At 64.2% G+C, this 17,269-nt stretch carries 16 protein-coding genes; 12 read left to right on the forward strand and 4 right to left on the reverse strand.

What is annotated here, in order from left to right; translation table 11 throughout:
- The first annotated feature begins 192 nt into the window (after positions 1–192).
- The 6 genes from NKJ00_RS05975 to NKJ00_RS06000 all read left to right on the forward strand — a co-directional run bounded on the left by NKJ00_RS05975 (position 193) and on the right by NKJ00_RS06000 (position 5,887).
- Positions 193–1,371, forward strand: coding sequence for a divergent polysaccharide deacetylase family protein (locus NKJ00_RS05975; RefSeq protein ID WP_127296238.1), 1,179 nt, complete (start codon positions 193–195; stop codon positions 1,369–1,371).
- Between the two features lie 156 nt (positions 1,372–1,527).
- Complete coding sequence (locus NKJ00_RS05980) at positions 1,528–2,043, forward strand: RNA pyrophosphohydrolase (RefSeq protein ID WP_352629144.1); 516 nt, start codon at positions 1,528–1,530, stop codon at positions 2,041–2,043.
- 77 nt (positions 2,044–2,120) lie between these two features.
- Complete coding sequence (gene alr / locus NKJ00_RS05985) at positions 2,121–3,260, forward strand: alanine racemase (RefSeq protein WP_352629146.1); 1,140 nt, start codon at positions 2,121–2,123, stop codon at positions 3,258–3,260.
- Between the two features lie 273 nt (positions 3,261–3,533).
- Positions 3,534–3,950, forward strand: coding sequence for a nucleoside diphosphate kinase regulator (gene rnk / locus NKJ00_RS05990; protein WP_352629148.1), 417 nt, complete (start codon positions 3,534–3,536; stop codon positions 3,948–3,950).
- Positions 3,951–3,952: 2 nt separating this feature from the next.
- Positions 3,953–4,507 carry a GreA/GreB family elongation factor gene (locus NKJ00_RS05995; protein ID WP_352554279.1) on the forward strand — a complete coding sequence of 185 codons (555 nt, stop codon included), beginning with the start codon at positions 3,953–3,955 and terminating at the stop codon, positions 4,505–4,507.
- 123 nt (positions 4,508–4,630) lie between these two features.
- On the forward strand, positions 4,631–5,887 hold the full coding sequence (locus NKJ00_RS06000) for a D-amino acid dehydrogenase (RefSeq protein WP_352629150.1): 1,257 nt from the start codon (positions 4,631–4,633) through the stop codon (positions 5,885–5,887).
- A gap of 4 nt (positions 5,888–5,891) precedes the next feature.
- Here NKJ00_RS06000 and NKJ00_RS06005 read toward each other — a convergent pair whose 3' ends face one another.
- The 3 genes from NKJ00_RS06005 to NKJ00_RS06015 all read right to left on the reverse strand — a co-directional run bounded on the left by NKJ00_RS06005 (position 5,892) and on the right by NKJ00_RS06015 (position 9,588).
- On the reverse strand, positions 5,892–8,048 hold the full coding sequence (locus NKJ00_RS06005) for a phospholipase D-like domain-containing protein (RefSeq protein WP_352629152.1): 2,157 nt from the start codon (positions 8,046–8,048) through the stop codon (positions 5,892–5,894).
- On the reverse strand, positions 8,045–8,488 hold the full coding sequence (locus NKJ00_RS06010) for a phospholipase A2 family protein (protein ID WP_352629154.1): 444 nt from the start codon (positions 8,486–8,488) through the stop codon (positions 8,045–8,047). The genes NKJ00_RS06005 and NKJ00_RS06010 overlap by 4 nt, the downstream gene beginning before the upstream one ends.
- A 218-nt stretch (positions 8,489–8,706) precedes the next feature.
- Complete coding sequence (locus NKJ00_RS06015; protein WP_352629156.1) at positions 8,707–9,588, reverse strand: LysR family transcriptional regulator; 882 nt, start codon at positions 9,586–9,588, stop codon at positions 8,707–8,709.
- Between the two features lie 375 nt (positions 9,589–9,963).
- Here NKJ00_RS06015 and NKJ00_RS06020 point away from each other — a divergent pair, with 375 nt between their 5' ends.
- Both NKJ00_RS06020 and NKJ00_RS06025 read left to right on the forward strand, forming a co-directional pair.
- Entirely contained in the window at positions 9,964–11,460 is a 1,497-nt protein-coding gene (locus NKJ00_RS06020) for a CoA-acylating methylmalonate-semialdehyde dehydrogenase (RefSeq protein ID WP_023811796.1), read from the forward strand.
- Between the two features lie 216 nt (positions 11,461–11,676).
- On the forward strand, positions 11,677–11,976 hold the full coding sequence (locus NKJ00_RS06025; protein WP_023811797.1) for a hypothetical protein: 300 nt from the start codon (positions 11,677–11,679) through the stop codon (positions 11,974–11,976).
- Positions 11,977–12,030: 54 nt separating this feature from the next.
- Here NKJ00_RS06025 and NKJ00_RS06030 read toward each other — a convergent pair whose 3' ends face one another.
- Positions 12,031–12,690 carry a GntR family transcriptional regulator gene (locus NKJ00_RS06030; protein ID WP_023811798.1) on the reverse strand — a complete coding sequence of 220 codons (660 nt, stop codon included), beginning with the start codon at positions 12,688–12,690 and terminating at the stop codon, positions 12,031–12,033.
- Positions 12,691–12,792: 102 nt separating this feature from the next.
- Between NKJ00_RS06030 and NKJ00_RS06035 the strand changes: the two genes are divergently transcribed.
- The 4 genes from NKJ00_RS06035 (at position 12,793) to NKJ00_RS06050 (ending at position 17,266) form a co-directional block, all read left to right on the forward strand.
- Complete coding sequence (locus NKJ00_RS06035) at positions 12,793–13,686, forward strand: dihydrodipicolinate synthase family protein (protein WP_023811799.1); 894 nt, start codon at positions 12,793–12,795, stop codon at positions 13,684–13,686.
- 59 nt (positions 13,687–13,745) lie between these two features.
- On the forward strand, positions 13,746–14,996 hold the full coding sequence (locus tag NKJ00_RS06040; protein ID WP_352440985.1) for an NAD(P)/FAD-dependent oxidoreductase: 1,251 nt from the start codon (positions 13,746–13,748) through the stop codon (positions 14,994–14,996).
- 31 nt (positions 14,997–15,027) lie between these two features.
- Positions 15,028–16,029, forward strand: coding sequence for a 4-hydroxyproline epimerase (locus NKJ00_RS06045; RefSeq protein ID WP_352440984.1), 1,002 nt, complete (start codon positions 15,028–15,030; stop codon positions 16,027–16,029).
- Between the two features lie 334 nt (positions 16,030–16,363).
- Positions 16,364–17,266, forward strand: a complete 903-nt coding sequence (locus NKJ00_RS06050; RefSeq protein WP_013529092.1) for a branched-chain amino acid ABC transporter permease — start codon at positions 16,364–16,366, stop codon at positions 17,264–17,266.
- The last annotated feature ends 3 nt before the right edge of the window (positions 17,267–17,269 follow it).

Consider the following 17,269-nt stretch of genomic DNA (forward strand, 5'->3'; position numbering starts at 1 on the left):
GCCACTCCATCTTTCTGTTTGAGCCTGATGGAAGCAATGCGATGCTGCCGGGACCGAAAGGTTCCGGCAGTTTGATTCGGGGGGTGAGGCAATGCTCCCGAGACATGGCGCGGGGTGCGCCGGGATTGATGAATTCGCGCATGTCCTTTCGAAGCGGCTTCGCCTTCGGAGCCATGCGCCCGGGGATTAGGCTTGGCTGACATCGGCAAGGACATCGAACGCCCGCTCGGACAGGCAGTCCGGCCGCCGCGCGCCGCCGGCAAGCTCAGCGGCGGTGCGATCATGGCGACCGTGGCCGTGCTGGCGGTGGCAGGCGTCTCCGGCGCGATCGCGCTCAGGGAAAAGCCGTTTCGAAAGCCGCAAGAGGTTGCCGTTTCAACACCGAAAGTGACCGCGGCCGCCGAGCCTGCCGCCGCGCCGCCTGCATTGGCCCCGGCGGCACCGAAGCCGGAGGCGCCGGTCAAATCAGGCGGGCCGCAGATCATCCATGTGCAGACGGAGGAGGGCGATGGGCCGCCCAAGGCAGCGATCGTCATTCGCGATCCGTCGACCATCGGCCAGAACCTGAAGATCGCGCACATTCCAGACAAGGCGCTGATCGAAGCCAGCGAGACCGGGCCTTTGCCGGTGCGCGCCGCCGATGGCAGGCGGCCGTTCGACGTCTATGCGCGGCCCTGGTCGGGCGGGCGCGGCGCACGGGTGGCGATCGTCATCGGCGGGCTTTCGGTTTCGCAGACCGGCACCCAGGCGGCCATCGCCAAGCTGCCGGCGGAAGTGACGCTGGCTTTCGCGCCGCAAGGCAACAGCATCGGCCGCTGGATGCAGGCAGCCAGGCAGAGCGGCCACGAGATCGTCATGCAGGTGCCGCTCGAACCGTTCGACTATCCCAAGGTCAATCCGGGACGCAACACGCTGACGGTGGCGGCGAGCGCGGATGAGAACCTGAAGAGCCTGCACTGGGCGCTGTCGCGGACGACCAACTACACCGGCGTCATGAACTATATGGGCGCCCGCTTTTCCGCCGACGCGGCGGCGATGGAGCCGTTCATCGCCGAGCTCGGCAAACGCGGCCTCGCCTATATCGATGACGGCTCGTCGGCTCGCAGCCTGGCGCCGGACCTGGCGCTCAGGGATGGCGTGCCCTTCGTCTCCGGCGACATGGCGATCGATGCCGTGCAGGATCGCGGCGAAATCCTGAAGAAGCTCGACAGCCTGGAGGCGACCGCGCGGGCCAAAGGCACTGCCGTCGGCATCGGTTCGGCCTTCGACCTGACGGTCGATACCGTGTCGTCCTGGGTGGTCGAAGCCAAGAAGCGCGGCATCGAGATCGTGCCGATTTCAGCGGTGGCCATTGACCCCCAAAAAGGCTAACAGCCGTCTTGATAATTCTACTCCGGCGGGCATCTGGCGACGTTTTCTGCGCTTCCGGTGCTCACGTACTTTAAGTACGCTCCGCTCCGGTTCTCGAAACCGCTCGCCACCTGCCTCACCGGAGCGAATTCTCAAAACGGCTGGACCCCATCACGCATGGCTAAAAAGATCGACCGCGAAACGCTGCCTTACCGTCCCTGTGTCGGGCTGATGATCCTCAATGCCCAGGGCCTGGTCTGGGTCGGGCACCGGATTGCCGAACCGGACAGCGAATTTGCCGGCACGACGCAGCTCTGGCAGATGCCGCAAGGCGGTATCGACAAGGGCGAGGAGCCGCTGCAGGCGGCCGAGCGCGAACTCCATGAGGAGACCGGCATGCGAGGCGTCTCGCTGCTGGCCGAGGCGCCGGACTGGATCAACTATGATTTGCCGGACCATCTCGTCGGCATCGCCTTCAAGGGCCGGTATCGCGGCCAGACGCAGAAATGGTTCGCCTTTCGCTTCCACGGCGACACCAGCGAGATCCAGATCAACCCGCCGCCGGGCGGCCACACCGCAGAGTTCGACGAATGGGCATGGCGGCCTATGCAGGATTTGCCCGACCTGATCGTGCCGTTCAAGCGCCATGTCTATGAGGATGTGGTGGCGGCGTTCCGGCATCTGGTGCAATAGCCGCTATACAACAACCGCGGTTGCCGCGCCGGCCCGGCGGTCCTATTGATGTATCCACTACCACGCGAAGGGTCGCCATGAACGACGCCCCCCAAAAGCCGCCGCCAGAAGAGGTCACCGCCACAAGCGAAGTGGCGGCTGGGGCCATCCTCACCATCGATCTCGGTGCAATCCGTGAAAACTACCGGCGGCTGAAAGCGCGGTTGGGCGATGTTGCCTGCGCCGGTGTGCTCAAGGCGGACGGCTACGGCGTTGGCGCCGGCCAGGTCGCGGCGGCGCTGCTGCGCGAAGGCTGCGATGTCTTCTTCGTTGCGCTTCTGGGCGAAGGCGTGGCCCTGCGCCGCTCGCTTGGTCCGGGCCCTGCCATTTTCGTGTTGAACGGCATTCCGTCCAGTGCCGAGACGGACGCCGTGGCAGCGGACGTTTGCGCTGTCATTAACAGCCCCGAGCAACTGGTGGCCTGGCGTGTGGCGGCTCGCCGCGCCGGCCGAAAACTGCCGGCCGCGATCCAGGTCGACAGCGGCATGTCGCGGCTCGGCATGGCGCCCCGGGATGTGGAGCGCGTTGCCGCCGATCCGCAGGCCTTCGACGGCATCGACATCCGGTTCGTGATGAGTCATCTGGCCTGCGCCGACGAGCCGGAGCACCCGGCCAATGAGCGGCAGCGGCTGGCATTCGAGCGGCTGCGCAAGATGCTGCCGGAGGCGCCGGCATCGCTGACCAATTCCTCCGGCATCTTTCTTGGGGAGCGCTTTTACTACGATCTCGCCCGCCCCGGTGCCGCCCTCTACGGCATCAATCCGACGCCGGCCAAGCCCAATCCGATGCTGCCGGTGGTGCGGCTTCAGGCAAAGGTGGCACAGACGCGCAGCGTCGAAAAGGGCGCGGGCGTCGGCTATGGCCACACCTATCATGCGCAAGGCCCGCTCAGGCTGGCGACGATTTCGTTCGGCTACGCGGATGGCTGGCAACGCCGCGCCGCGTCCGCCGCCTGGTTCGAGGGCGTGCGGCTGCCTTTCCTCGGGCGGGTGTCGATGGATTCGATCGTTCTCGACATTTCCGCCCTGCCGGCCGGCAGGCTGCGCGAGGGTGATCTCGTCGAACTGCTCGGTCCCTCGCAAAGTGTCGACGACGCTGCCGGCCATGCCGGCACCATCGGCTACGAGATTCTGACCAGCCTCGGCTCGCGCTTCCATCGGCGCTATGTCGGCGGTTGAGCGGTTTGGCCACGCTTGACAAGCGGACGCCTGTCGGCAAGGCTCCTTGCATGAGCAACCCAGCTTATATCAGAACCTTGTTCAGGGTCTGCCCGATCGCGGGATCGTAGCCCCGGCGCGGTCGCCTTTTGGCGTTCGTCCGAACCGGGGCATTTCTACCTGATCATCATTCCCGAGCCAGACAGCTTCGCGGCTGCCGGCTTTTCATCAAGCCACCGTTCGTGCGGCGGCAGGCGCGCGTCTGTTCGATGCGCCAAGTCATCGAGGTTTGCCATGCAACATGCAACAGGATTGCGTCCACCGAGCCGGCCTCTGGTCAGCGATGCCGACCACCACAGGCTGACCGGCCTGGCGCGGGCGTCGCTCGACCGCGTGCCCGAGACGGCCGAAGAACTGCTTTCGGAAATGGACCGCGCCATCGTCACGGCAGCGGCTTCCATGCCGGCCAACGTGGTGCGGATGGGTTCGACGGTGACAATCCGCAACGATGGCGGGGAGCGCATCACACTGGTCTATCCCGGCGATGCCGACATCAGTGAAAACAGGATCTCGGTGCTGACGCCGTTGGGGACGGCGCTCATCGGCGCCACCATCGGGCAGACAGTGCGCTGGAGCAGTCGTGGCGGCCGGAAACTGTCGGCGACCATCGAAGTGGTCGATGCGCCGGCCTGCGGGCGGGAAGGGTCCTGATCATGGAGACGGCGATGACAGGCGCGAATTTCCGGCTGACGACAAAGGACTTCGCCGTCCTCGAGATCATGTTGGAGCGTCGGCGGGCTTTCGCGGATCCGATTGTTCCAATGCTTGAAGACAAGCTTTCCAAAGCCGAGGTCGTCGCGATCGATTCGGTCGGATCCGATATCGTGACGCTGAACAGCAGGCTGGTGTTTCGTGTCGATGCCGGCCCTGCCCAGACCCGGACCCTGGTGCAGAACGAGGTGCGCGGTCCGGTCGGCTCCAGCCTGTCGATCATGACAAGGCGGGGGCTTTGCATGCTCGGCATGGCCGAGGGCCGGACTGCATGGATCGAACAGGCCGACGGCAGGCGGGAGTCGGTCCTGGTCGCAACCGTGCTCTACCAGCCGGAGGCCGCGCGGCGTGCCGTCAGGGAGAGATCCCAAGTCGAGGCGCGACGGCCGCATGGGCTCACCCTCGTCTACAGCGCCGCAGCCGATTGGCGGCCCCTTGGCGAAAGGGCCGGAATGCGGCAGACAGGGGATGACGACCCCGGTCCCACGGCGGCGTGAACAGGCAACACTGCACGATCCCGAAAGTCAGCATCGATTTTCGCCGGGGATCGTGCGCAAATCGGAAATGCGGCCGCGTCCAGGCGTCCCCAAGGACGTGCTGCGCGCCGCAAGGAGTGAACGATGAAGATCATGGTGCTGGGCGGCGGCGTCATCGGAGTGACCACGGCGTACTTCCTTGCCGAGGCCGGCCACGAGGTGACGGTTCTCGACCGCCAGAAAGGCCCGGCGCTGGAAACCAGCTTCGCCAATGCCGGCGAGATTTCGCCCGGCTACGCCTCGCCCTGGGCCGGACCCGGCATTCCGCTGAAGGCGATCAAATGGCTGCTGATGAAGCATGGCCCGCTGGTGGTGCGGCCGGCCTTCGACCCGCATATGTGGACATGGCTGATCAAGATGCTGCGCAACTGCACGGCCGAGCGCTATGCGATCAACAAGGCGCGCATGGTGCCGCTCGCCGAATACAGCCGCGACACGCTGAAGGCGCTGCGCGAAGCGACCGGCATCGCCTATGACGAGCGTACCCAGGGCACGCTGCAGCTGTTCCGTACGCAAAAGCAGCTCGACGGCACCGGCGGCGATGTCGAGGTGCTGAAGAAGTACGGCGTGCCTAACGAGATCCTCGACCAGGACGGCTGCATCGCGGCTGAGCCTGGCCTTGCCGGGGTGCGCGAAAAGTTCGTCGGCGGCCTCAGGCTGCCGCACGACGAGACCGGCGACTGCAAGATGTTCACCGACAGGCTGGCCGAGCTTTGCGTGGCGCGCGGCGTCAAGTTCGAATACGACGTGACGATCTGGCGGGTCATCCGCAGCCGTAACCGCATTGCCAATCTCAGCACCAGCAAGGGCTGGAAGGCCGCCGACGCCTATGTGATGGCGCTGGGCAGTTATTCGGCAGGTTTCATGCGCCGGGTGAAGCGGCCGATCCCGGTCTATCCGGTAAAGGGTTATTCGATCACCGTGCCGATCAAGGACGCTGCCGCGGCGCCGGTGTCGACGGTGATGGACGAGACCTACAAGGTGGCGATCACCCGGCTCGGCGACCGCATCCGGGTTGGCGGTACGGCCGAGATTTCCGGCTTCGACCTCAGGCTGCACGAATCGCGGCGGCGCACGCTGGAACACTCGGTCGGCGATCTCTTTCCGGGCGCCGGCGCGATGCGGGACGCGACGTTCTGGTGCGGGCTGCGGCCGATGACGCCGGACGGTCCGCCGCTGATCGGCCGCACCGAGCTCTCCAATCTCTATCTCAACACCGGCCACGGCACGCTCGGCTGGACCATGGCTTGCGGCTCGGGCAAGGTGCTGGCCGACATCATCTCCAGCCGGGTGCCCGACATCGACGTCCGCGACCTCGCGCAGGAGCGCTATTTGCGGTAGAAGGTCAGAACGCCTGTCGGACCCAGTCCTCGTCGAACAGCAGCCGGTAGGCCCACGGTATCGTCACATTGGTGGCGACCGGGTTCGAGTGGGCGACATAGTCGTCATAGATCGGCTTCATCCTGGTGTAGAAGGCCGGATCGAGCACCATCATGCCGTTCTCCGAGTCGTGAAAGAAGCTGCGGTTGTTGAGATTGACCGACGAGATGGCGACCAGCCTTTCGTCGATCATCATGATCTTGGAATGCAGCACCACGTCAGGCGACTTGAACTCGCGGATGTTGATGCGGTCGCCATATTTCTCGACGAACAGCTTGTTGAGCGCGGTGAGAAACTTGCCGCCGATATCGCCCTTGAGATCGATGCGGCCGACAATGTCGATCCTGACGCCGCGGGCGAGCGCCCGGTCAACAGCCTGGGCAAGCTTGGGCGTCAGGTTGAGGTAGGGGTTGACGATCTGGATATGGTGCCGGGCGGCGTCGACCAGCTCGACGAAATAGTCCTCCAGCGCATGACCATCCTCGTAAGGCACCGAAATGAAGTGTCGTGCCGTGCCTGACGGGCGGGCGCCGTCGGACCGGACCGGAATGGAGAAGGGGCGCGCCAGATTGGTGTCGGCGTCGCGCAGCCACATTGTCGAAAGATGCGCAGCCAGCGTTTCGACCGTGGCCGGATCGGCGAACTCGATGTCGAAGTCGCTCCAGTTCGAATAGTAGTTCAGCGAAAACCCGTCGGTCTTGTCGTATTGCTCAAGGTCTGGATAGCGCGACAGATCGATCGGCTGGTGGAACAGGAAGCCGTCATGGATGTTGCGGCCACCGATGATGGCGCGTGAGCGCCCGGGATCGTCGGCAAGCGTTGCCAGCATCTTGACGTGATGGACCTTGTGCAGTTGTGAGGTCTGCTCGTCGATCGGCGCGCCATGGTCCGCCCGCCAGCGATATTCTTGCAATTCGACATTGGGGAATTCGGCGGCCAGCCGGTGCAGCAGGGCGTCGTCCTTGTCGCGCTCCAGAACGTCGGTGACGATGATGCGGACCTTGGTGCCTAGTGCTGCATGATGGCGGATCAACCGCTCGATGATGCGACCGGAGAAGTCGGCCTTGAACTCCAGCGACGACAGATAGATCAGCTTCAGCCTTGGCGCCCTGGAGAAATCGAGCGGCAGTTCCGGGTCGCCCTTGTCGATGGCGCTGTCGGACAGTGGTGCTCCCATCAGCGCCTCGACCTTGGCGTTGAAGCCGTCGCGCGATTTGCGCAGCAGGCGCGGCTTTCCGATCGGCAAGGCACAGGTCTGCGAGAGCCAGCGGCTGGCATAGAAGGCGCGGCTGAGCGGATCGAGGCCGGTTGGGTCTGGCGTCGGGCAACGCTCGTAGCGGCTGTCGAAGGCGGCGAGAGCCGGATCGGCGGTCTCTTCGCGCTGGATGGTGAGCGGCGCGCCGGCCGGGGCAAGGCTGGAGCGGATCCTTGCCGTGCAGCGGTTCAGGCCGTCACTCGGGAACAGGCTGACCGTGTCGTCCTCGCCGGACAGGCGAAAGCGGAATGCGGTGCCCGTGGCGATTGTGCGTGAACCGCCGCCGGCACGGATCGCCAGCGAGCCGTCGCAGGTGCCCTCGATGTCGGCCGGTTGCTTTCCAGCCTGGCGCAGCACGATCTCGACGCTGCGCGCCTGCAGGCCGGAGAAATCGAAGATCCTGGGCACTGAGGGCCGCGCTGCCGCATCGATGTAGAGCGTCTGCCGCGACACCCGCCAGCGTCCGTCGAAACGGCCCTCGCCGCTATTGGCGCCGGCCGGCGGCAGATGCGTTTCGGCCACCGGCCGGGCCAGTTGTTGCAGTGTCCGGTAGGTCTCCTGGAAATCGCTGTTGCGGATCTCATGGCGGTCATGGCCGAAAGGGCCGGTGCCGTTGGCGCGGTCCATGGCGCCAAGCTGATGGCGGGCGAGCAGCGCCAGGAACCGCTTTTCGTAGTCGCTGGTGCCGGCGTCACCGAAAAACTGTGCGGCGGCGATCCGCGGCCCAGCTGTCTCGGCGGAGAGCGCGGGTCGCGCGCAAGCGCTCTGACCTTGCAGGAGATCGCAGGCATTGCGGCCAGCGACGGCACAGCCGGCAAGGACAGCCAGCCCGAACAGAGCGATGGCGATGGATGCGTGACCCTTCACCCGGCCGCTCCGGTCTTCAGGGCGCTCAATTGCGCCGGATCGCGCGGCGGCATGAAGCCCTGCGGGAAGACCTTGCAGACGGGAATGGTGAAGGTGGCGATCAGCAGTTCGGCCTCGCCGCGCATTTTACGCGGCGCTGTCTTGTCGTCGCGGATCGCTTTCGCCGAGGCGACGAGGGTGCCGTCGCAGTCGCAATGGTTGTGGCGGGCGATGTAACAGGCGTCATGCGTCTGGCAGGCAGCATCGAGGCGGTTGACCGGCCGGGCCGAGAGGTCGCCGGTGCGGGTTCCGGGGCCGCAATAATTGCCGAAGATGAAAGGCGAAGGCCGCGCCATGGCGTAGCGGATCGGTTTGGGCAGTTCGGCCGCCGGGGCCTTCGTCCACGGATTGGCGCATGCGGAAACGAAAAGCAGCGGCAGGATGGCAAGAACGGCTCGCATGTCTATTCGCGCCAGCTTTCTGAAAGATGTCCCTGCGCGCGGCGTCCGCCCACAGCCGGCGACCGCACGCCTGATGCCACACTGGCCGGTTTTGTGGCAAGGAAAAGGCGGCACGGCTAAAGCGCATCGCGTTTGATCGGATTCATGCGATGCGCTTTAGCGTCTTTGTTTATGCATGTCGTTCTCCCAAAACCGAGATCACTTTTGGGCGACATGCATCAGACAAACAGGTTTCGCTCCCGCTCCACTGCCTTGGTGATGAAGCTGGCAACGATCTGGACGCGGCGCAGCGGCCTGACCGATTCGTGATAGACCAGCCAGTAGGCACGGCGGATGGGCGCGACAGCATCGACGGACACAAGTTCCGGCATCGAGCGGGCGACGAATGTGTGCAGGATGCCGATGCCGGCGCCCGAGCGCACCGCTTCGGCCTGGCCGAGCGCCGAGGAGATGGCGAAGCTGGTGCGCCAGTCGGCGCTGAATTCGGCCGCGTAGTCGAGCGAGGGACTGACGATGAGGTCCGGCACATAGCCGATCAATGTGTGCTGGCCAAGCTCGGCGGCGGTTTGGGGCAAACCATGCACGTCAGCATAGGCGCGGGAGGCAAACAGGCCGAGAGAGTAGTCGACCAGCTTTCCCGCCACCAGCCGACCCTCCGTCGGCCGCTCGACGGTGATGGCGATGTCGGCCTCGCGCCGCGACAGAGAGAAGGAGCGCGGCACCGGCACCAACTGGATCGTCAGCTCGCGGTGCAGGGCGGTCAGCGCGCCAAGGCGCTTGGCCAGGAAGGCGACACCAAACCCGTCCGGCGCGCCGATGCGCACCGTGCCGGAGACATCGTCGCCTTCGCCGGCAACGGTCGAACGTGCGGCGATCATGTCGCCTTCCATGCGCTCGGCAATGTCGAGAAAGCGCTCGCCGGCCGGGGTCAACTCGCTGCCGGTCGTCAGCCGACGAAACAGCTTTGTCCGCAGCGCCTCCTCGAGTGCGGCGATGCGGCGCGAGACGGTGGCGTGGTTGAGCTCCAGCCGCTTGGCGGCGCCAAGGATCTGGCCGGCACGCGCCACGGCGAGGAAGATGCGGACGTCATCCCAGTTCATGGGCATGGTCCGATCTAATGACGAGCGTCGCGTTCCCGCCCACCCCCCTCTGTCCTGCCGGACATCTCCCCCGCAAGGGGGGAGATTGGCAGCTCCGCTGACAGAGCCTCTTTTGCGGAGCTGAAGATTTGCGAAAGCGACCGCTGCATCCGATCTCCCCCCTTGCGGGGGAGATGTCCGGCAGGACAGAGGGGGGTGTGACGAAGCTCAACCTTGAGAAATCCTGTAAAGACGGGCGCACCCTATCATTTGCGGCAATTGATGCACAGGTGCCTCTCGTTATCTACTTTCCGCACAACGGTTGCGTTCTCACTCGCGTTGCCATCCGCCGGCCAAAGGCGGACAATGCAGCATCACAAACAAGGGAGAGAAATCATGATCGACTATGGTCATTTCATCGGCGGCAAGCATGTCGCCGGGACCAGCGGCCGCAAGCAGGATGTCATGCAGCCGATGGACGGCTCCGTGCGCGGCACGGTGGCGCTGGCCTCGCAGGCGGAACTGCGCGCGGCGGTCGAGAATGCCAAGGCAGCGCAGCCGAAATGGGCCGCGACCAACCCGCAGCGCCGCGTGCGCGTGCTGATGAAGTTTCTCGAACTGGTCGCCCGCGACTATGACGAACTGGCCGACATCCTGGCGCGTGAGCATGGCAAGACGATCGCCGACGCCAAGGGCGACATCCAGCGCGGCCTCGAAGTGGTCGAAGTCTGCATCGGCGCGCCGCATATGATGAAGGGCGAATTCACCGACGGCGCCGGCCCCGGCATCGACGTCTATTCGATGCGCCAGCCGCTCGGCGTCGTCGCCGGCATCACGCCGTTCAACTTCCCGGCAATGATCCCGCTGTGGAAGATCGCGCCGGCCATCGCCTGCGGCAACGCCTTCATCCTGAAGCCTTCGGAGCGCGATCCCGGCGTGCCGATGCGCATTGCCGAACTGTTCCTCGAAGCCGGCCTGCCGGCAGGCATCCTCAACGTCGTCAACGGCGACAAGGACGTGGTCGACGCCATCCTCGACGATCCCGACATCAAGGCCATCGGCTTTGTCGGCTCGACGCCGATCGCCCATTACATCTATTCGCGCGGCACGGCCGCCGGCAAGCGCGTGCAGTGCTTCGGCGGCGCCAAGAACCACATGATCATCATGCCCGATGCCGACATGGACCAGACCGTCGATGCGTTGATCGGCGCCGGCTACGGCTCGGCCGGCGAGCGGTGCATGGCGATCTCGGTCGCCGTCCCGGTCGGCAACGATACCGCCAACCGGCTGATGGAAAAACTGATCCCGCGCGTTGAAAGCCTGAAGGTCGGTCCTTCGACGGACTCTTCCGCCGATTTCGGCCCGCTGGTGACGGCGCAGGCATTGGAACGCGTTAAGGGCTATGTTGACACCGGCGTCAAGGAAGGCGCCAAGCTGGTCGTCGACGGCCGCGGCTTCTCGATGCAGGGTTATGAAGACGGCTACTATATGGGTGGCTGCCTGTTCGACAACGTGACCGCCGATATGCGCATCTACAAGGAAGAGATCTTTGGGCCGGTGCTCTCTGTTGTGCGCGCGCCGACCTATGAGAGCGCGATCAAGCTCGCCAACGATCACGAGATGGGCAATGGCGTCGCCATCTTCACCCGTGACGGCGATGCCGCGCGCGACTTTGCAAGCCGTGTCCAGGTCGGCATGGTCGGCATCAACGTGCCGATCCCGGTGCCGATCGCCTACTACACCTTCGGCGGCTGGAAGGCATCTTCCTTCGGCGATCTCAACCAGCACGGCCCGGACGCGTTCCGCTTCTACACCAAGACCAAGACGGTGACCTCGCGCTGGCCGTCCGGCATCAAGGACGGTGCCGAATTCGTCATCCCGACGATGAACTGAGCCGGACAACAAATTGGTTTGGATTCAACGCTCGGGCGCTCGCGCCCGGGCGTTTTTTTGCAATCGGTGGCGACCCTATCCGTTGAACGCTAATGTGATGGAACCAAGTAGCATCTGCCGTCTTGGTTTGCAGTCCTGCCGCAAGGAGGTACGGCAGATCAAGCAACGGCGCTGGCGACAGCTTCGGGGACATCGTCTGGCGCAAGGAGGTGTCAGATGACCCGTCTTGTCGCAACGCTATTTTTCGCGGCGGTTTCCGCGTTTCCGGCCGCCCCGGCGATGGCAGAGCAATGCGCGGCCCGTGCGGATATGATCAAAGCGCTCGGGGAAAAATTCCACGAAAGCGAAGCGGCGCGGGGCCTGGTCAACCCGAGCCTGATTCTTGAGATATTCGTCTCCGACCAGGGCACCTGGACAATTCTTGCCACCGACACGCATGGTCAGAGCTGCGTCATCACGGCAGGCGAAGGCTGGGACGGTCCGTTGATGGCGGCGGCTGCCTTGCCCGGGACTTAACCCGAGCTTCGAGGAAGCGCCAACGACGAGAGCGCACCGGATATAAAAGGACGTTCAGCGCGTGGCGGCCGTCTCGGCGTGGCCGCGCAACAGCGCCATCAGGCGTTTGGCGTCCTTGGCCGCGGCCTCTTCGTCGCCCGCAAGGATCGAGCGGATCAGCGCTACATGGTGCTCGGCGGATTCGGCAAGACCGGTTTCGGCCTTGTAGCGGAACCAGAAGCGGCGGCTGTGGGTCTGCAAGGGGGCGGCCAAACGGGCGGCGAAGGGATTGTCGGCAGCCAGCGCCAGCGCTTCGTCGAGTGCCTTGTCGGCCTGGATGAAGGCAAGCACATTGCCCGAGATCACCGCTTTCTGCATGGCGAGCGCTGCTTCGTGAAACAAGTCGGCGGCTTCGCGGGTGACGAAGCGGGCGGCCGAGCGGGCGAGCACCACCTCGACGCCGCGACGTGCATCGAGGACGCGCAGCCAGTCGCCGGCATGGAGCGGGGCGATGGCGATCCCGGCGCGCGGCCTGATGTCAAGCAGCCCTTCCCAGGCCAACCGCTGGATCGCCTCGCGCACTGGTGTCCTGCCAAGCCCGAGCCTGTCGATCAGAGCGCCCTCGGTGACGAAGCTTGCCGGGGCCAGTTCGAGCGTGACGATCATGTGCTCGAGCACATGGTAGGCCCTGGTCGCGGCTGGCTCCGTCGCGGTGCTTGCTGCCGTGGATATCAAATGCGCTCTCCTGATATATCTTCAATATATCATAACGGAATCCGCATTGACAGCGGGTTTGTTAATAGATATACCACTGATATATCAGATGGAGAGATGATCATGTGGACCGGAGTTTTTCCTGCCGTCACGACCAAATTCACCGCGGATGATCGTCTCGATCATGCCGAGATGGAGCGCTGCTTCAGCCTGCAGATGGAGGCCGGCTGCGACGGCATCATCGTCTGCGGATCGCTCGGCGAGGGGCCGATGCTGTCGCCCGACGAGAAGATCGAGGTGCTGAAGACCGCACAGAAGGTCGCCGGCAAGAAGCCGGTGCTGCTGACCGTCAACGAGGCCGGCACACGCGAGGCGGCCAGCATCGCCAAGCGCGCGAGCCGGGAAGGCGCCAACGGCCTCATGGTCGTGCCGAGCCCGATCTACCACACCAATGCGGAAGAGACGGTTGCAGCGCTTCGTGCGGTCGCCGAGGCGGGCGACCTGCCGGTCATGATCTACTCGAACCGGCTCGCCTACCGTGTCGACGTCACCGTCGACCAGATGGAGGAGCTGGCGTCGGACAAGCGCTTTGTCGCGATCAAGGAATCCTCCGACGACATCCGTCGTTCGACCGAGATCATCAATCGCCTGGGCACCCGCTACGACCTGTTCACCGGCGTCGACAATCTGGCCTTCGAGGCGCTGTCGGTCGGCGCCATCGGCTGGGTCGCGGGACTGGTCACAGCCTTCCCGCGCGAGACCGTCGCCATATTCCAGCTGATGAAGCAGGGCCGCCGCGAGGAGGCGCTCGCCATCTACCGCTGGTTCCGGCCGCTGCTCGATCTCGATGTCTCGACTTACCTGGTCCAAAACATCAAGCTTGCCGAAGTGTTCGCGATCAACACAAATGACCGCGTTCGCATGCCGCGCCAGCCGCTGTCTGGAGAGCGCCGCAAGGCTGTCGAGAAGATCGTCAAGGATGCGCTCGCCGTGCGGCCGACACTGCCGCAGTTCTGAGCTGGTATGAAGCGAGCGGGGCGGAGACTGGGACATGCATGCAGGGGTGACGTACAAAGATGAATAGCGATGTTCCAATCGACATCGCCATCATCGGTGGCGGCATCATCGGCATCTGTGCCGCTGCGTCTCTCGCCGAGGCCGGACGCAGGGCCACCGTCTTCGACCGCACCGGCATTTGCGAGGAGACGAGCTCCGGCAATGCCGCCGCCTTCGCCTTCTCCGACGTGCTGCCGCTGGCCCACAAGGGCATGATCCGGCAGCTGCCGAAATGGCTGGCCGATCCGCTTGGCCCGCTCAGCATTCCGCCCGCCCATCTGCCGAGGCTTCTGCCCTGGCTAATCCGCTTCTGGCGCGCCGGGGCGCCCGGGAAATACGAGGCGAGCCTTGCCGCTCAGGCGGGCATGATGAAGCTCGCCGAGGCGGAGTGGATGGGCTTGCTCGATCGCTCCGGTACGCGGTCGATGCTGCGCGAGGACGGTTCACTGGAGCTCTATGAAAGCGAAGCCGAATTTCAGGCCGGGCTGCCTGGCTGGGCGGCGCGTGAGCGTTTCGGCATCGGTTTCCGCCATGTCGAGGGCGAGGAACTGGCCGCCTTGCAGCCGGGGCTGTCGCCGCGCTTCATCAAAGGCACGTTCGTGCCGGGATGGAAGACGGTCGCCGACCCGAAACTGCTGGGCAAGGCGGTGTGGGCCTATGCGCAGGCCAAGGGCGCCCGCTTTGAGCTGGCCCGAATCAGCCAAGTCGCGGTGGATCAGGATGGTGCGACGCTGACGTTGGCAGACGGCACCACAAGGCAGGCGCGACACCTCGTCGTCGCCGCCGGCGCATGGTCGCATCTGCTGGCGCGGCAGCTCGGCGATCGCATTCCGCTGGAGACCGAGCGCGGCTACAACACCACGTTGCCGACGAGTGCCTTCGACGTGAAGCGGATGCTGATCTTCTCCGGCCATGGTTTCGTCGTCACGCCGCTCGAAACGGGCCTGCGTGTCGGTGGCGCCGTTGAACTCGGCGGCATCGAGCGGCCGCCCAATTATGCCAGGTCGAAAGCGCTGCTGCGGAAGGCACAGAAATTCTTGCCGGGGCTCGATCCCTCGGGTGGGCGCGAATGGATGGGGTTCCGCCCCTCGCTGCCGGATTCAGTGCCAGTCATCGGCGGCGCGCCGGGAAAGCGGTCGGTGGTCTATGCCTTCGGCCATGGCCATCTCGGCCTGACCCAGGCGGCGGCCACCGGACGGTTGATCAGGGATCTTGTCCTGGGGCAGACTCCACCGATCGATCTGGCCCCCTTCAGTCCGCAACGATTTTGATATTTTCGGGTTTTGATTTTCGAGGAGCGTCATGGCCAAGAAATCCTTCTTCTGCATAGACGGCCACACCTGCGGCAATCCGGTGCGGCTGGTCGCTGGCGGCGGCCCGCTGCTGCAGGGCGCGACGATGATGGAGCGGCGTGCGCATTTTCTGGCCGAGTATGACTGGATACGCACCGGGCTGATGTTCGAGCCGCGCGGCCACGACGTGATGTCCGGTTCGATTCTCTATCCGCCGACGCGCGAGGATTGCGACATCGCCATCCTGTTCATTGAAACCTCCGGCTGCCTGCCGATGTGCGGTCATGGCACCATCGGTACGGTGACGATGGCCATCGAGCACGGACTGATCAAGCCGAAGACGCCGGGCGTGCTTCGGCTCGACACGCCGGCCGGCCTTGTCATCGCCGAATACAAACAGGTCGGCGACTATGTCGAGGAGGTGCGCATCACCAATGTGCCGTCCTTCCTCCATGCCGAGGGGCTGACGGTCGAATGCCCTGGGCTCGGCGAAATCACCGTCGATGTCGCCTATGGCGGCAACTTCTACGCCATCGTCGAACCACAGAAGAACTATCGCGACATGGCCGATTATTCGGCGGGCGACTTCATCGCCTGGAGCCCGGTGGTGCGCCAGCGGCTCAACGAGAAATATTCCTTCGTCCATCCCGAGAGCCCTGGCATCAACCGGCTGTCGCACATGCTGTGGACCGGTGCGCCGACGGTGGATGGCGCGGATGCCCGCAATGCCGTGTTCTACGGCGACAAGGCGATCGACCGCTCGCCCTGCGGCACCGGCACCTCGGCGCGCATGGCGCAGCTTCATGCCAAGGGCAAACTCAAGGCCGGCGACAGCTTCGTCCATGAATCGATCATCGGTTCGCTGTTCAAGGGCAAGGTCGAAAAGGATGTCAGCGTGGCCGGCAAGCCGGCCATCATTCCCTCGATCGGCGGCTGGGCGCGGATGACCGGACTGAACACCATCTTCATCGACGACCGCGACCCGTTCGCTCACGGATTTGTTGTCAAGTGATGGGGATCCTGACCTTGCGGAAAGCAACGGCTTGAAAAATGGATCGTGCCAAAAACGCAAGGATTCCTTTCATCACCTAATTTTGACGGCGATTTCTTCGAAACGGAGCGCATGATGCGGTCGAATCGTCAAAGACATTGCGTTATGCCAATGGTAGGGTCCGCGATAGTCCAGGGGCTGGATGATGGAAAACGGGCAATCGGACAGCGTGCTTCGAAAACACGCATGACGATTGAAAAATGACGTTGCAATCCGGGCTCGAAACTTTACGACTAGGGGAAATACGAAAAGGAATGCGTCTGCATGGGCGACATTCCAGGGGAGCCATGTACACATGCAGTATTTTGTCCAGCAGCTTATCAACGGGCTGACGCTGGGATCGATCTATGGGCTGATCGCGATCGGCTACACGATGGTCTACGGCATCATCGGCATGATCAATTTCGCCCATGGCGACATCTTCATGGTGGGTGCCTTCACGGCACTGATCGTCTTCCTCGCCCTTGGCGCGCTGTTCTATTCGGTGCCGGTTGTGCTGGCGCTGCTGATCATGATGATCGTGGCGATGCTGCTCACCAGCCTCTATAACTGGACGATCGAAAAGGTCGCCTACCGGCCGTTGCGCGGTTCGTTCCGACTGGCCCCGCTGATCACTGCCATCGGCATGTCGATCGCGCTGTCGAACTTCGTCCAGGTGACGCAGGGTCCACGCAACAAGCCGATCCCGCCGATGGTCAGCCAGGTTTACAACATCAACGGCATCAGCGTGTCGCTGAAGCAGATCATCATCGTCGTCGTCACGGCGCTGCTGCTGGCGCTGTTCTGGTATCTGGTCAACAAGACCTCGCTCGGGCGAGCGCAACGGGCCTGTGAGCAGGACCGCAAGATGGCGGCGCTGCTCGGCATCGATGTCGACCGTACCATCTCGATCACCTTCATCATGGGTGCGGCCCTCGCCGCAGTCGCCGGCACTTTGTTCCTGATGTATTACGGCGTCATTGCCTTCTCGGATGGCTTCACGCCGGGCGTGAAGGCCTTCACGGCGGCGGTGCTGGGCGGCATTGGTTCGCTGCCTGGGGCGGTGGTCGGCGGGCTGATGATCGGCTTCATCGAGAGCATGTGGTCGGCCTATTTCTCGATCGACTACAAGGACGTCGCGGCGTTCTCGATCCTGGCCATCGTGCTGATCTTCCTGCCTTCCGGCATATTGGGCCGGCCAGAAGTCGAAAAGGTCTGAGAC

Origin of the sequence: Mesorhizobium sp. M0227 (genome assembly GCF_040321855.1) — a bacterium.
Classification (GTDB): Bacteria; Pseudomonadota; Alphaproteobacteria; order Rhizobiales; family Rhizobiaceae; genus Mesorhizobium.

Coding starts and splice junctions, on each gene's coding strand:
- NKJ00_RS06025 (WP_023811797.1), top strand. CDS start 11,677: ATGACCCGTCTTGTCGCAACGCTATTTTTCGCGGCGGTTTCCGCGTTT.
- NKJ00_RS06035 (WP_023811799.1), top strand. CDS start 12,793: ATGTGGACCGGAGTTTTTCCTGCCGTCACGACCAAATTCACCGCGGAT.
- NKJ00_RS06040 (WP_352440985.1), top strand. CDS start 13,746: ATGAATAGCGATGTTCCAATCGACATCGCCATCATCGGTGGCGGCATC.
- NKJ00_RS06000 (WP_352629150.1), top strand. CDS start 4,631: ATGAAGATCATGGTGCTGGGCGGCGGCGTCATCGGAGTGACCACGGCG.
- NKJ00_RS06015 (WP_352629156.1), bottom strand. CDS start 9,588: ATGAACTGGGATGACGTCCGCATCTTCCTCGCCGTGGCGCGTGCCGGC.
- NKJ00_RS05995 (WP_352554279.1), top strand. CDS start 3,953: ATGGAGACGGCGATGACAGGCGCGAATTTCCGGCTGACGACAAAGGAC.
- NKJ00_RS05980 (WP_352629144.1), top strand. CDS start 1,528: ATGGCTAAAAAGATCGACCGCGAAACGCTGCCTTACCGTCCCTGTGTC.
- NKJ00_RS06050 (WP_013529092.1), top strand. CDS start 16,364: ATGCAGTATTTTGTCCAGCAGCTTATCAACGGGCTGACGCTGGGATCG.
- NKJ00_RS06045 (WP_352440984.1), top strand. CDS start 15,028: ATGGCCAAGAAATCCTTCTTCTGCATAGACGGCCACACCTGCGGCAAT.
- NKJ00_RS06010 (WP_352629154.1), bottom strand. CDS start 8,488: ATGCGAGCCGTTCTTGCCATCCTGCCGCTGCTTTTCGTTTCCGCATGC.
- rnk (WP_352629148.1), top strand. CDS start 3,534: ATGCAACATGCAACAGGATTGCGTCCACCGAGCCGGCCTCTGGTCAGC.
- NKJ00_RS06020 (WP_023811796.1), top strand. CDS start 9,964: ATGATCGACTATGGTCATTTCATCGGCGGCAAGCATGTCGCCGGGACC.
- alr (WP_352629146.1), top strand. CDS start 2,121: ATGAACGACGCCCCCCAAAAGCCGCCGCCAGAAGAGGTCACCGCCACA.